At 40.3% G+C, this 15,018-nt stretch carries 12 protein-coding genes; 8 read left to right on the forward strand and 4 right to left on the reverse strand.

Annotation, left to right across the window (positions count from 1 at the left end):
• The first annotated feature begins 1 nt into the window (after position 1).
• From EV695_RS04585 to hglS, 8 genes are all read left to right on the forward strand, one after another.
• Positions 2-883, forward strand: a complete 882-nt coding sequence (locus EV695_RS04585; protein ID WP_131904723.1) for a carbohydrate ABC transporter permease — start codon at positions 2-4, stop codon at positions 881-883.
• Positions 884-885: 2 nt separating this feature from the next.
• Positions 886-1,758 carry a carbohydrate ABC transporter permease gene (locus EV695_RS04590; RefSeq protein ID WP_279388021.1) on the forward strand — a complete coding sequence of 291 codons (873 nt, stop codon included), beginning with the start codon at positions 886-888 and terminating at the stop codon, positions 1,756-1,758.
• A 23-nt stretch (positions 1,759-1,781) separates the two neighbouring features.
• Complete coding sequence (locus EV695_RS04595) at positions 1,782-2,063, forward strand: DUF2160 domain-containing protein (protein WP_131904724.1); 282 nt, start codon at positions 1,782-1,784, stop codon at positions 2,061-2,063.
• A 71-nt stretch (positions 2,064-2,134) separates the two neighbouring features.
• The gene (locus tag EV695_RS04600; protein ID WP_131904725.1) at positions 2,135-3,856 is read left to right on the forward strand and encodes an ABC transporter substrate-binding protein; all 1,722 of its coding nucleotides are present in this window, start codon (positions 2,135-2,137) and stop codon (positions 3,854-3,856) included.
• Between the two features lie 129 nt (positions 3,857-3,985).
• Positions 3,986-5,500 (forward strand): glycerol kinase GlpK, encoded by a 1,515-nt coding sequence (gene glpK, locus EV695_RS04605; protein WP_131904726.1) that lies wholly within the window; start codon positions 3,986-3,988, stop codon positions 5,498-5,500.
• Positions 5,501-5,511: 11 nt separating this feature from the next.
• The gene (locus EV695_RS04610; protein ID WP_131904727.1) at positions 5,512-6,273 is read left to right on the forward strand and encodes an SDR family NAD(P)-dependent oxidoreductase; all 762 of its coding nucleotides are present in this window, start codon (positions 5,512-5,514) and stop codon (positions 6,271-6,273) included.
• Between the two features lie 131 nt (positions 6,274-6,404).
• Positions 6,405-7,913, forward strand: coding sequence for a YifB family Mg chelatase-like AAA ATPase (locus tag EV695_RS04615; RefSeq protein WP_131904728.1), 1,509 nt, complete (start codon positions 6,405-6,407; stop codon positions 7,911-7,913).
• A gap of 141 nt (positions 7,914-8,054) precedes the next feature.
• Positions 8,055-9,395, forward strand: a complete 1,341-nt coding sequence (gene hglS, locus EV695_RS04620; protein WP_131904729.1) for a 2-oxoadipate dioxygenase/decarboxylase HglS — start codon at positions 8,055-8,057, stop codon at positions 9,393-9,395.
• A gap of 2 nt (positions 9,396-9,397) precedes the next feature.
• Here the strand turns inward: hglS and EV695_RS04625 are convergent, their stop codons facing one another.
• From EV695_RS04625 to nirD, 4 genes are all read right to left on the reverse strand, one after another.
• Positions 9,398-12,397 (reverse strand): FimV/HubP family polar landmark protein, encoded by a 3,000-nt coding sequence (locus tag EV695_RS04625; RefSeq protein ID WP_131904730.1) that lies wholly within the window; start codon positions 12,395-12,397, stop codon positions 9,398-9,400.
• A gap of 473 nt (positions 12,398-12,870) precedes the next feature.
• The gene (gene lysA / locus EV695_RS04630; protein ID WP_131904731.1) at positions 12,871-14,124 is read right to left on the reverse strand and encodes a diaminopimelate decarboxylase; all 1,254 of its coding nucleotides are present in this window, start codon (positions 14,122-14,124) and stop codon (positions 12,871-12,873) included.
• A gap of 1 nt (position 14,125) precedes the next feature.
• Positions 14,126-14,311 carry an LPS translocon maturation chaperone LptM gene (gene lptM / locus EV695_RS04635; protein WP_131904732.1) on the reverse strand — a complete coding sequence of 62 codons (186 nt, stop codon included), beginning with the start codon at positions 14,309-14,311 and terminating at the stop codon, positions 14,126-14,128.
• Between the two features lie 372 nt (positions 14,312-14,683).
• Positions 14,684-15,001, reverse strand: a complete 318-nt coding sequence (nirD, locus tag EV695_RS04640; protein WP_131904733.1) for a nitrite reductase small subunit NirD — start codon at positions 14,999-15,001, stop codon at positions 14,684-14,686.
• Positions 15,002-15,018 lie beyond the last annotated feature (17 nt).

Below are 15,018 nucleotides of genomic sequence, written 5' to 3' on the forward strand. Positions count from 1 at the left end.
CATGGATAAGACATATAACAACAAGGCCTGGTTACTAGTAATACCGGTATTCTTGCTGGTTGCCTTATCGGCAATTATTCCAATAATGACCGTGGTTAACTATTCTGTGCAAGATACCTTCGGCGGCAATAAGTTTTTCTGGGTAGGTACAGAATGGTTTACCGATGTCCTTAGATCAGAACGTTTTCACGATGCTTTAGGTCGAAACCTCTTATTCTCATTCATTATTTTATGCATAGAGATTCCCTTAGGTATTTTGATTGCATTATCGATGCCTAAAAAAGGTATTTGGGTGCCTGTTTGTTTAGTTTTGATGGCCCTTCCATTACTTATCCCATGGAATGTAGTGGGAACAATCTGGCAAATTTTCGGGCGAGCAGACATCGGTTTACTTGGTCATACGATGGCGACATTAGGCATCGATTATAACTATTCAAGTAATGTAATCGATGCATGGGTAACCATTATCGTTATGGATGTATGGCACTGGACAAGTTTGGTTGTATTACTTTGCTATGCTGGCTTAGTTTCAATTCCAGAAGCTTATTATCAAGCAGCAAGAATTGATGGTGCTTCTAAGTGGTCTGTATTTCGTTACATTCAATTACCCAAAATGCAGGGCGTATTAATCATTGCTTTTTTACTTCGATTTATGGATTCGTTCATGATCTATACCGAGCCTTTCGTTCTTACGGGCGGTGGTCCGGGTAACTCTACAACCTTTATGTCGATAGACCTTGTAAAACAAGCTATTGGTCAGTTTGATCTTGGGCCCGCTGCGGCAATGTCGCTTGTTTATCAATTAATCGTGTTGCTGGTTTGTTATGTCTTTTTCACTGTAATGAGCAATGTAGGAACGGATAAACCAGAGGTGGAGGAATAATCATGGAATCGACTACCAAAGAAACAACACTTTTGGTTGAAGGTGCGCTGCGTCAGACCAATCAAATGAAAAAGCCAAGAAATTTTAGGTGGTTTACTCCTTCGCTTTATATTTTCTTTTTGATGTTGCCGATTTATTGGCTGGTCAATATGAGTTTTAAAACGAATCAGGAAATTCTCTCAAAATTTACTTTGATTCCGGAAAATCCGACATTGAGTAATTATGTGGTAATTTTCAGCGATCCTTCTTGGTATAACGGCTACATAAATTCGATCATTTATGTGGTGATGAATACTGTAATTTCTATATCAGTCGCCTTGCCAGCTGCCTATGCATTTTCCAGATATCGTTTTCTAGGTGATAAGCACATGTTCTTCTGGCTGTTATCGAATCGAATGGCTCCGGCAGCAGTTTTTGTACTTCCATTTTTTCAGCTTTATTCCTCTTTTGGTTTGATTGACACTCATATCGCTGTGGCTCTAGCTCATTGTCTTTTCAACGTTCCACTAGCTGTTTGGATTCTAGAAGGGTTCATGTCTGGTATACCAAAAGAAATTGATGAAACAGCCTATATTGATGGTTATTCATTTCCAAAATTCTTTATAAAAGTATTCACCCCATTAATTGCTTCTGGCATAGGCGTGGCTGCATTCTTCTGTTTCATGTTTTCATGGGTTGAGCTATTAATTGCAAGAACACTAACCACGGTCGATGCAAAACCAATCGCTGCCATTATGACAAGAACGGTTGGTGCTTCAGGGGTTGATTGGGGAGTTTTAGCAGCGGCAGGAGTACTAACCATTATTCCTGGTGCATTGGTTATTTACTTCGTTCGAAATTACATCGCCAAGGGCTTTGCCCTAGGCCGCGTTTAAACAATTAAAAGGAGTATCAAATAATGGATCTCTCTTGGATGGCATGGACCGGCCCGACAGCACTTTTCTGGTTAGGAATTGTGAGTTGCCTGGTCATCATGATGGTATGGGAATATTTTTCACCGGGAGGAAATCCACGGGTAGGAATATTACGATTTGAAACAACAAGAGGCGATCGTCTGTTCATATCGCTTCTTGGTAGTGCTTTTATCCACCTCGCTTGGCTAGGCTTTATCGGTCCTGGTTTGTGGTGGGCTCTCGGAATTTCATTTGTTTATGCCATTGGCGTATTTAAAACAGTATGAAGTCAAAATGGGAACGTACTCTATAAGTATGTCCCTTCAATCTACATAAAATCTTAAAGGAGGATTTTATTATGCGAAAACATTTACTAATATCTACGGCAGTAGCTGGTTTGATGTTAGGGATGAGTTCTGCACAAGCCGATATGGCTGCTGCAGATAAGTTTCTAACAGACGAAATCGCTGGCGTCTCAGTCTTGAATGCTGATGATCAGAAAGCAGAAATGAAATGGTTTATTGATGCTGCAAAACCGTTCAAAGACTTGGAGATCAAAGTTGTATCAGAAACTATTGCAACACATGAATATGAGTCGAAAGTTTTAGCACCTGCATTTACAGCAATTACAGGAATAAAAGTCACTCATGATTTAATCGGTGAAGGGGATGTAGTTGAGAAGCTTCAAACTCAAATGCAATCAGGCGAGAATATTTACGATGCTTATGTAAATGACTCTGATTTGATTGGTACACACTGGCGTTATAAACAAGTACGTAACCTAACTGACTGGATGTCAGGTGATGGTAAGAGCGTTACTAGCCCAACACTTGATATTGCAGACTTCATCGGTACTTCTTTCACAACCGCCCCAGATGGAAAACTTTATCAACTTCCTACACAACAGTTCGCAAACCTTTACTGGTTCAGAGCTGACTGGTTTGACGATGAAAAGAACAAAGGCGATTTCAAAGCTAAATATGGCTACGATCTAGGTGTTCCAGTGAACTGGTCAGCGTATGAAGATATTGCTGAGTTTTTTACAGGACGTGACCTATCGCGTTTAGGCGTTGAAGGTAAAGTGTATGGCAATATGGACTACGGAAAGAAAGATCCATCACTTGGCTGGCGCTATACTGATGCTTGGATGTCAATGGCGGGTATGGGCGATGTAGGAGAGCCAAACGGACTTCCAGTTGATGAGTGGGGTATTCGTGTAAACGATAAGTCACAACCAACAGGTTCTTGTGTTGCACGTGGTGGCGCGACTAATTCACCTGCTGCTGTTTACGCAGTAACAAAAGCGATTGAATGGTTAAAGAAATACTCTCCGCCTGAGGCTGCTGGTATGACATTTGGTGAAGCTGGTCCAGTTCCCGCTCAAGGAAATGTTGCTCAACAAATGTTCTGGTATACAGCGTTTACAGCAGCGACTGTAAAACCTGATCTTCCTGTGATGAATGAAGATGGTACACCGAAATGGCGTATGGCACCTTCACCACATGGAGCCTACTGGAAAGAAGGCACTAAGATTGGTTATCAGGATGCTGGTTCATGGACACTAATGGAATCTACTCCGGTTGATCGCGCTAAAGCTGCTTGGTTATATGCTCAGTTCGTGACATCTAAGACAGTTGACTTAAAGAAATCTGATGTTGGTTTAACGTTTATTCGTAACTCAACAATTAACTCAGATCACTTTACAAAACGTGCTGATAAATTAGGTGGTTTGGTTGAATTTTACCGCTCACCAGCGCGTGTACAATGGTCTCCGACTGGTACTAACGTTCCTGATTACCCTAAGCTAGCTCAGCTTTGGTGGCAGAATATCGGTGATGCAATGTCTGGATCTAAAACAGCGCAAGGTGCATTAGATGGATTATGTGCTGCTCAGGAAAAAGTATTGTCTCGTCTAGAACGTGCAGGTGTTCAGGGTGAACTTGGTCCTAAGTTAAATGAGGAAAAAGGTGCTGAATACTGGCTTGCTCAACCTGGTGCTCCAAAGCCTAAATTAGCTAATGAGAAACCTCAAGGCGTTACCGTCTCTTATGCTGAACTTGTTAAGAGCTGGACACAATAGATGCTTTGCATATCTAGAAAGTTAGATTTGCACTCCTCCAGCATCGCTTTATAAAGGATGCAATTTGGACTTGGGGAAACCCAAGTCCTTTTTTATTATCTAGAATAATTATCTGGAAAAGGAGCTGTTATGACTTCTTATATTTTGGCTATAGACCAAGGTACAACATCCTCAAGAGCCATACTTTTTGATGAACAGTTTGATATTGTTTCGTCATCACAACAAGAATTTGCACAACACTTTCCATCCTCTGGAATGGTAGAACATGACGCCGAGGAAATTTGGCATAGTGTTGTCGCCACTTGTAGAAAAGCAATTGCTGATGCGGGAATTAACGCTTCACAAATTGCAGGTATCGGAATCACTAACCAACGTGAAACCACCGTTATCTGGGATAAGTCTACGGGTAAACCCATACATCATGCGATTGTATGGCAAGACAGACGAACCTCTAATTACTGTAATGAACTAAAAGCCAGTGGTCACGAAGAAACGGTTCGAGATAAAACAGGACTTCTTCTTGATCCTTATTTTTCTGCGACAAAAATTAACTGGTTGCTCGATCACGTAGATCGGGCAAGAAAAAAGGCAGAAGACGGCAAACTACTTTTCGGCACCATAGACACCTATTTATTATGGCGCCTTACTGATGGTGCCTCACATAAAACAGATGCGACAAATGCTTCCCGTACCATGCTTTTTAATACGGCAAAAAATGAATGGGATGACGCATTACTTAAAATATTTAATGTTCCGCGCCAGATACTTCCGGCTGTGGAAGATTGCGCTGCGGAATTTGGCAACACCGTAACCGATTTATTTGGTGCATCTATTCCAGTGTTAGGGATAGCAGGTGATCAACACGCTGCAGTTTTGGGTCAGGCTTGTTTCAGCCCGGGAATGATTAAATCGACCTATGGAACGGGTTGTTTCGTCATGTTAAATACCGGTGAACAACGTGCAGAATCCAAAAATCGACTACTTTCAACTATCGCATATAGAATTAACGGTAAAACAACCTATGCATTAGAAGGTTCGATCTTCATCGCGGGTGCTGCTGTCCAGTGGCTGCGTGATGGTCTGAAAATTATCGATGATGCGAGTCAAACGGGTGGTCTAGCCGCCGAGGCCGACAGAAGCCAGGATGTGATTATGGTTCCTGCTTTTGCGGGTTTGGGTGCACCCTATTGGGAGCCTGATGTAAGAGGTGCAATATTCGGATTAACACGCAACACAGGGCCAAGAGAATTATCACGCGCTGCCTTAGAAGCGGTATGTTACCAAACACGTGATTTGGTAGATGCCATGAAAAAGGATTGGCAAGGGCAAAAGGAAGAAAGTGTACTCAGAGTTGATGGCGGTATGGTAGCAAGTGATTGGACGATGCAATACCTCGCAGATACCTTGGCGACGCCCATTGATAGGCCATCCATTTTAGAAACAACGGCGTTAGGCGCAGCATGGCTGGCAGGAATGAAGAGTGGAGTTTGGCCGGATATGGAAGGTTTTTCCAAATCGTGGAAACTCCAGAACCGTTTTGAGCCACGACTAGATGAAGCAAAACGTGCGCACAGATATAACAGCTGGCTAGCAGCTGTAGAGAGTACCATCTCTCAATCCAAAGCCAGTTCAAAAGAGATTTAAAGGACAGTTTGATGAATAATAATGGGTTTAGCAATGATCTTTTAGCGGGAAAAACTGTTGTAATAACAGGTGCAGGTCGTGGTATAGGCTTGGCGATTGCTACGACAATGAAAGAATGTGGTGCAAAAGTCATCGCTCATAGTGGACGTTCAGGGACGGCAAATTCGCTTGTTGATATTACTGATTCTGTATTTGAAGCGGATATGACCGATGAAAATTCAGTGCGAGCTTTTATTGAGTTTGTAAAAGCCGAGACATCAACCATCGATGTATTAATTAATAATGCAGGAACCATGTTAGGTCGTTTTCCAGCAGATGAACTGACAAGCGAGCAATATCAGAACCTTGTTAATTTGAATCAAACTTCAGTGGTGCAAATTACCAGAGCGTTAATACCTTCATTGCGTCAATCCTCTAGTGCTTCAATCATAAATACCGTATCAATTTCTGCAACAACAGGTGGAAGCCCCGGTTCTTCTATATACAGTGCAACCAAGGCATTTGTCAGTACTTACACAAAAGCACTGGCACGCGAACTCGCTCCCGATAACATTAGAGCAAATGCGGTTTCTCCCGGAACCATCACTACAGATTTCCATAAGCGTTATTCTAGCGAGGAAAAGTTAGAAGCGACTAGATTATCGATACCACTTCAGCGTCTGGGTTTGCCAGAAGATTGTGCTCCTGCCTATGTGTTCTTATCTTCTGAAAAGTTATCAGGTTATATTACCGGTCAAGTGCTGGAAATTAACGGTGGTCAGTTGATTGCCTGATTCATGAGGCCTTATTTATTAAGGCAATGGATTTATCGTTTCACTGATTGCCTCTTATCAGGGAGAAATAGAGGGCAGGGTTATATTTAGCTATAATTATCTTTCATAAAAAATAATAATGCTAAATTGCTATGAATCTTGCTGTAGTTTTTAGTCGTACTAATGATGGTATCGACGCTCCTTTGGTAACTGTAGAAGTCCATCTTAGTAATGGTCTTCCAGGCTTTGCGATCGTAGGGCTCCCAGAGCTGGCAGTCAAAGAGAGTAAGGATCGCGTCCGTGCAGCCATTATTAATTCCCGTTTCGAATTTCCCGCAAAAAGAATTACGGTCAATTTAGCGCCTGCAGATTTGCCAAAAGATGGGGGGCGTTTTGACTTGCCTATCGCTTTGGGGATTTTAGCGGCATCAGGGCAAATATCAGAGAGCGCCTTGGCAGATTATGAGTTTATCGGTGAACTAGCCTTGGGTGGTCAACTGCGCTCGGTAAAGGGCGTATTACCAACAGCCTATGCTGCCAGCGAAGCAGATAGAAAACTCTTTCTTCCTCAGGAAAATGCGAACGAAGCCAGTTTAATTAAAGACTTAGAAGTCTTTCCAGCCACTCATTTATTACAAATCTGCGCTCACTTGACCGATACTGAAAGATTATTGGTTCATGAAAACACCGAAATAAACAATGAAGTAAAATACGCTAGTGATTTAAGCGAAGTAAAAGGTCAGTTTCAAGCGAAACGGGCTTTAGAAATAGCCGCAGCTGGCAATCATAATCTACTGATGATTGGCCCGCCCGGAACAGGAAAAACGATGCTTGCTTCAAGGTTAGCAACCATACTTCCACCGATGTCAGAAAAGGAATCCTTAGAGTCAGCGGCAATCGCATCAATCAGCGATCAGGGTTTTGATTCTAGTCAGTGGGGGCTACGACCCATAAGAGATCCGCATCATACTTCTTCGGGTGTTGCATTGGTTGGTGGTGGAGCAAAAGTTCGCCCAGGAGAAATCTCATTAGCGCATAACGGCGTGTTGTTTCTTGATGAATTGGTGGAGTTTGATCGCAAGGTGCTTGATGTGTTGCGTGAGCCTTTAGAGACAGGCTGTATAACCATCTCAAGGGCAGCAAGGCAAGCTACCTACCCTGCCCGTTTTCAGTTAATCACCGCGATGAATCCGTGTCCACAAGGTCGAGATTGTGATTTTAAAAGTAATTGCCATTGTTCCTTAGAGCAACAGCGAAAACATCGCTCAAAGTTATCTGCACCATTCTTAGACAGGATAGATTTGCAGATTGAAGTGTTGCGTTTGCCGCGTGAAGATTTGCAAAGTCCGAGCACCGGTGAAACCAGCGCAAGCGTTCGTGCGAGAGTTATCGCCGCGAGAAACAGACAGCTTCAACGACAACAAAAAGCCAATCACTTTCTAAGCAATAAAGAAATCGAGAAGTACTGTAAATTAAGCGAAGCAGATGAAAATTTACTGGCTCAGGTTATGGAAAAATTTAAACTTTCGGCCCGTGCTTATCATCGTATTCTAAAAGTTGCACGAACCATTGCGGACATAGAAGGCAGTGAACATATTCAAACAACGCACCTAAGCGAAACCATTAGTTATCGAGCTATGGATCGCATGAACGGTGTTTAAGTTTTAATAAGAAATTAATATTTAAGCCACCCCCCTACTTTTAGGCACTTTTTTAAGATAAATCAAAAAAGTGCTTAAAAGTAGGGGGGTGGTATTAGATTTATACTAGACTCATATTCCGATTACAAAACGTTCGAGATTATGACTTCTTCTACTGTTCTATCTAAAGATAAAATTCGCCAGAGTTTTGCTGCTGCCATGTCTGATATGTACCAGCAGGAGGTGCCTGAATATGGCCGATTGTTATCGTTAGTGAAGCAATCCAATAATAAATTCATCCAGCAAAACTCAATCACATTATCGTCCGATGAAGACGCTTTATTAGCCAAAGAACATCATGGCGCAATTCGTGTTGGAACAGCTGAAGAACTATCGGCGCTAAGACGTGTTTTCAATGTTATGGGTATGTTCCCTGTAGATTATTATGATTTGAGTGTGGCCGGAATTCCTGTTCATTCCACAGCTTTCAGGGCTTTGGAGCCCGAGCAGTTACTAATCAGTCCATTTCGTGTTTTTACTTCGCTACTGCGATTAGATTTAATTGCTGATGAAGCACTGCGTGAAGAAGCTCAACAGATACTTTCTACCAGAAATATAGTCACTGATGAATTAGTCGCCTTACTGGATAAATCAGAAAGTCAGGGTGGCTTAAACGAACAAGATGCTGCTGTGTTTGTTGCCGAGGCACTCGAAATATTTCGCTGGCATCAACAGGCAAATGTAAAGAAAGAACAATACGATGCATTGAATAATACACACCGACTCGTTGCTGATGTGGTGTCTTTCAAAGGTCCACATATCAATCATTTGACACCCAAGGTGTTGGATATTGATGAGATTCAAAGTGAGTTTAAGAAACAGGGTTTCAAAGCAAAAGCCGTTGTTGAAGGACCGCCGAATAGAGACTGTGATATTTTATTACGCCAAACGAGTTTTATCGCACTTGATGAAGCAGTCTCATTTACGGATGGAGAAACAGGCACACATACAGCAAGATTCGGAGAGGTAGAACAAAGAGGTATAGCATTAACACCGAAAGGGCGTGCGCTTTACGATGAGCTACTAAATCTTGCGCGTAGCAATAAAAGCGACAAGGAAGACCATGCAACAACTTTGCAAAATGCCTTCGCTGATTTTCCCGATAGTTATGAGGAATTAAGAAAGCAGGAGCTGGCATATTTCAACTACTTTGATACCAAGCAACCTTGCTGCCTGGATAAGCAAAAACGTTCCTTGGAAGCGCTTATCGAAAGCGGAAATATTGATTTCAAGCCGATTAGATATGAAGACTTTTTGCCAGTGAGTGCAGCAGGAATTTTTACGTCTAACCTAGCGCAAGATAATGAGGCTGAAAATAAGATTCAACAAAGTCCAAATCAGGATAGTTTTGAAAAAGCATTGGGTACTCAAGTAGTCAATGCTTTTGATCTATACCAGAGTCAGCAACAAGCTTCTATTGAACGCGCATTAGCTGAATACTGATTTTATGTGGACTTTTCCGTGGGATCGGCCTTCAAGTCTTTAACTTTTCGTTTTAGTGAAGAGTTGATGTTGATGGATTTTTCCACACCATCCAGGCTTTTTAGTAAATCTGACATCATTTCATCAAAATCAGTCACATCAGATTCGGTGGCTGGTTTTACGTCTTTGAAGTCAATTACATCATTTTTATCTAAGTCACTGTGCTTCGGTGCTGTGACTTTTTGTTCAGAGGCATTAAGTTCTGCAACTTTAGGTGTATCAACGTCTAGAGTATCATCAGCTAGAGAATCGACGGTAAGCGTATCAACAACGACTTTTGTGTCTTCTTCGTTTTTACTTTCGATGTAGTCATCACAGATTTTTTCAATACTGAGCCACTCATTATCACCAATAGAAACTTCTGTTTTGGAGCTAGAGCTGGAATTAAGATCGCTAAAGAGTTCTGTGACTAAATGCTCACAGTGCTCAATCTCTTTTGTTTCCTTGGAGATTGATTCCTCTTTATGCACTTCATTTTCAGACACTTCAGTCTTAGTCACTTCATTTTCAATGATATCTAATTCAATTTCTTCTACAGTTTCTTTAACCGTTTCTTCCACAGTTTCTTGATCTGTAAATTCTTGAACCGGGTCGCTATATAACTCAGCGATAGAATTGTTTTCGATATCTTCTACATATTCTTTTATAGGATCTATTTCGGTTATCGGGTCTTGATGGGTAATATTACGTTCTTTCAATACATAATCATCAATGCCTGGCGCAGGATAATATTTTGGCTCATCTAAATTAATCGCAGTGTAAGAATAAATTTCGCGGCGATACCTAATCAGTAACCAACCTAAAATCAACGCCATTGATAAATAAGCGAGATTTTTCGGTGAAGTTTTACCGGAGTAATCCTGTATTAAATTACTTAACATTTGATTAAAACCATCATCAGTTTCTGCAATAGATGATGGTTTTAACATACTTAATGCTGCCGCTTCCGCGGAAGACGAAGTAGTTTCTGGGTAAAGTTCATCTTCTATGATGATGTCTTCGGGGGCTAATTCCTGACTTTCTAGTATCCCTTGATTTTGCTCATTGCTGATTTTAAGTTTAATCAACGATGACTTTAAATCTACTAGCTGGCTGTCCTTTTCAAAAATGATGGCATCCTTTGTAGATAGCTCCGTCTTCATTTTTGATAAACCAGATTGAGCCTGATCAAGTTCTGATCTAAGTTCACGGATACGCTTTTCTAAATTTGATGTATCTAGACTTGTAATAGGTGAGACAACAGTTTCAGCATTATTATTAATACTCGTTGTTGCCAGCTTTTCTGTAACAGATTCGCTATTGACGGCAATTTTACCCGCTAGCTTAGTCTGCATATTGATGACATTTGATTTAGCACTGCTTTTGCTGTCATCAGTTTTCTCAGGAGCATCGTTAACGGATGTACTAGCAATAGAACTGTCAGATAATTTCTGAGTGTTTGTTACTTCATCTTTTGCTTGTATATCAACGTTAGCTTTAGCATCTGGCGTTGATGTGACTCCTTCGATAACGCTTAGTTCTGGTAACACTAATACAGAACCAACTTTCAGTTTTGTTATATTATTTTCTTCAAAAGACTGAGGGTTTTCTGTATAAATCGCCTTCATCATTTTGGTGAAAGATACATTCTTGTAACCAATATCTTTTACGATTTTTGTTAATGTGTCGCCTTCTTTAATTCGGTATTCATTTTCTTCAAGTACCCTTGTTTTAACAATACTTGTTGAATTTTGATTCGAGGTACTCAGAGATAGTTGATCAAGCGGCAGGTCTATTTTGGACTTTGTTTCAGCAGTATTTTCGGTAGACGCCGTCTTTTCTGGTTCTATTTTGCTGGGTTTAACCTGTGTAGATTCTGAGCTGATTGCCACAGTAGTCACAGCAGGCGTTTCAACTTTTGGATTTTCCTCTGCTGGTGCAGATGTTACTTCGTTAAAAGAAGGAATTTTCAGTGTGGCACCTGCTTTTAACTGACTCTTGTTATTCTGGGAGAAAGCCTCGGGGTTAGCCGTAAATATAGCATTCATCATTTTGGTAAAAGATGTGTCTTTATCGACAAATTTTTGTGTGATTTTAGACAGACTATCGCCCTTAACAACTTTGTAGGTATCCTTAGAAAGCGTTACTTCTGAAACTTTAGGAGTTTTACCTTTAAATTCGATTTTCTTTGCAATGTTATTCAAACCAGTTAACTCTTTGTGTGAAGGCAAAGTTAAAACAACGCCTCTTTTAATCTTGTCGATATCCCCACGAATGAATGCCTTCGGGTTTTTATCAAAAATTGCACGCATCATTTTATTCAGCGAAATATCATTGGGTTTGTATTGTTTAGCAATTCGAGATAATGAATCACCTGACTTTATTTTGTGATTTTTTGCCTTATTGGTAACAACACTTGTCGATGAATAGGTGACAGGTAAGTCGTTATTGCTAATTTCACTTTCATTGCTTTGGTAGGTAGCGTCATTTATTGCTTCTGAGGATGAATCATTAGAAAATTCAAACAGCGTGGGTTGGCCCTGCGTTATTTGTGATTCAGCCTGGTAGCCCTGAGGATCAAGCAGAACGGTGTAATCCTGATAGAGAACACCTTCTGGTCCTTCTATTTCCAATACAAAATTTAAAAAGGGGAGCTGGATTGGAGAATTTGAGCTTATTTGAATAACAGGTTTATTCGATTGGTTGACGATGTGAAATTGTAAATTATTAAGAATGGGTAGCTTTTCAGCACCAATCTGATCAAATACATGCTGTGGAGCTAGCCGTACAGATAATTGACGAGTGCTTTCTACACTAGTAAATAAAAAAGGTATAGAGCCCTTAAATGGTTGATTAAGGTATGACGTCGCATTTATGTCTCCCAGATTTAAGCCGACCGAATTATTCGGCATGGCCTGGGCAATGCTAATTGTTGGCGTCGCAAATGCTACACAGCTTGCTAGCACAAGAGCTTTCTTCTTCACGCATTTTCCTTTTATTTTTTTTTATTATTACGTAAGGTATTTCTCGTACGCATCTTATATCTTTCTCGCACGATCTAATTTATTTCATCTGACGATATAAGGCGATTATTACGTGACAAACGGTATATGAGTTTTTTTATGGGGGTAATAAGTTAACTTAGTTAAGTTATCTATTTAATCACGAACGTGATAATGAAAAGAGTGACGCTAACAAAAAATAACTAATTAAATTAATAGCTTAAAATTTTAATTTTATTATTAGGTTTACGTTAAAGACCATGTTTGTAGCAATTAGAGCTTGGTCTGTTTAACAAGAAGGCCCTATAAAAGCCGTTATAAATCAGCACTTTTTTATAACCCCCCTACTCACAAAGGATAAATTCTATTGAGTTTTAACAGAATAAAAAAGATATATCCTTCATAAGTAGGGGGGTGACAATGTTTAATTACTAGAATAATGCTCCAATAAACGATTATTCCTTGGGTAGCATGATTTCATTTTCAAACAGGCTTTCAATCGTTTCACGTTTTCTAATGACCGTGGATTGTTCGCCATCGACTAAAACTTCAGCAGCACGTGGTCGTGTATTGTAGTTTGAAGCCATGGTAAAACCGTAAGCACCAGCAGAACGTATTGCCAATAAATCTTCTTGTTCTAATGCCAAGTCACGATCTTTACCGAGAAAGTCGCCGGTTTCACAAATAGGGCCAACAATATCGTAGGTTCTGGTTTCTGCAGAGCTATCTTCATTCACAGGAATAATTGCTTGCCATGCTTGATACAGAGAAGGTCGGATCAAGTCATTCATCGCGGCATCAACGATGGCAAAGTTCTTTTCTTCACCGTGTTTTAGGTATTCGACTTTAGTCAGTAATACAGCTGTATTTGCTGCAATCGCCCTACCCGGCTCGATAACGATTTCGTATTCTTTTAGTTTTTCATTGGTGAATAATTTTTCGGTATATTCAGACGGCAATGGTGGCGTTTCATCTTTATAGCGCACACCCAAACCACCCCCTAAATCGAGATGTTTGATATCAATACCTTGTGCTTTTAAACGATCTGCTAAATCCAGCAAACGTTCAAGTGCATCCATAAATGGCGTAACATCAGTGAGTTGTGAACCGATATGGCAATCAATGCCAGTGACATTAATATTTTCCATCGCCGCAGCGCGAAGGTAAACTGCTTCAACAAGGCTGATATCGATACCAAACTTATTTTCTTTTAAGCCCGTTGAGATATAAGGGTGAGTTTTTGCATCGACATCAGGATTCACACGAATCGAGATGCTAGCGATTTTATCCATGCTCGCAGCAACATCGTTAAGTCGTACCAATTCACCTTCTGATTCGACATTAAAACAGCGAATGCCGACTTCCAATGCGCGTTGCATTTCATCCGCACGTTTACCAACACCAGAAAATACTATTTTCTTAGGGTCTCCACCGGCTTTCAAAACGCGTTCTAATTCACCCACAGAAACAATGTCAAAGCCAGAACCCAAGCGCGCCAATAAATTTAAAATAGCAATATTTGAATTAGCTTTTACCGAATAGCAGATTAAATGTGGTTGCTCACCGAAAGCATCATTGAATGCATGATAATGTCGTTCTAAGGTTGCTCTTGAATATACATAGCAAGGGGTTCCGTATTGTTTTGCAATATCGTCTAGTGCTACATCTTCGGCAAATAGTTGCCCATTTTTATAATTAAAAAAGTCCATATCAATGCTTCTTTGGTGATTGTTTTGAGTTAGGTGTTTTTGATTTAGCAGCAGAACTTTTGCTATCAGGTAAATACAAATCACCTTTGTTGCCACAGCCAGTGACTAAGCTGGAAACACTCAAGATGAATAATGCGAAAACCATTAGCGCGAATAGTTTTTGAGCCCAGCAGAAATTTTTTAGCATGGTAGTTCTGTTTCTAAATGTGTGAAAACGACGAAGTATACCAATTCTTTACATAAACGTTTTACAAAAACGTGTATTTACCCATTTACAAAAATATAAGAAAAAATGCCCGAAAGTGGGGGGATGCCTTTGTTCTTTTGTTGTTGCTGTGGATGGACAATGGGCATGAGATCATTGTCTCTGTTATTAAACAGGTTTTTAATAACAGTGATCTCAGGCAAGTGAATATTATTAGGATTTGCTAAGCCATTAACTTTAATGACTTAGCAAATCGAATAGAGGTAATTAACACTGTTTAATCTTATTTTTACTTTATTGCTAATAAAGCTATCCCAAAAAGTAACTAAATAGGATATTTAGCTAACTGAAATATTAGCTGGAAGGACTCTTTAAAAATACTTTACCGTCTTCGACTTTCGTTTCATAAACATTAGTACAACCTTCATCCGCACCTAAAGCTTCACCAGAAACCAAGCTTATTTTCCAGTTGTGTAACGGGCAGGTGACTGAATCGCCATGCATAATACCTTGTGAAAGAGGCCCTTGTTTATGAGGGCATTGATCTTTTATGGCAAACACGGTGTCTTCTTTGCCTCTGAATACAGCGATATTGACGGTGTCTGTTTCTACCACTCGCGAACCTAAAACAGGAATTTCTTCAAGGGCGACTATTTCTAACCAATTGTTCATATTTTTATCCTATGTCC

It is taken from the genome of Cocleimonas flava (assembly GCF_004339015.1).
Lineage (GTDB): Bacteria > Pseudomonadota > Gammaproteobacteria > Thiotrichales > Thiotrichaceae > Cocleimonas > Cocleimonas flava.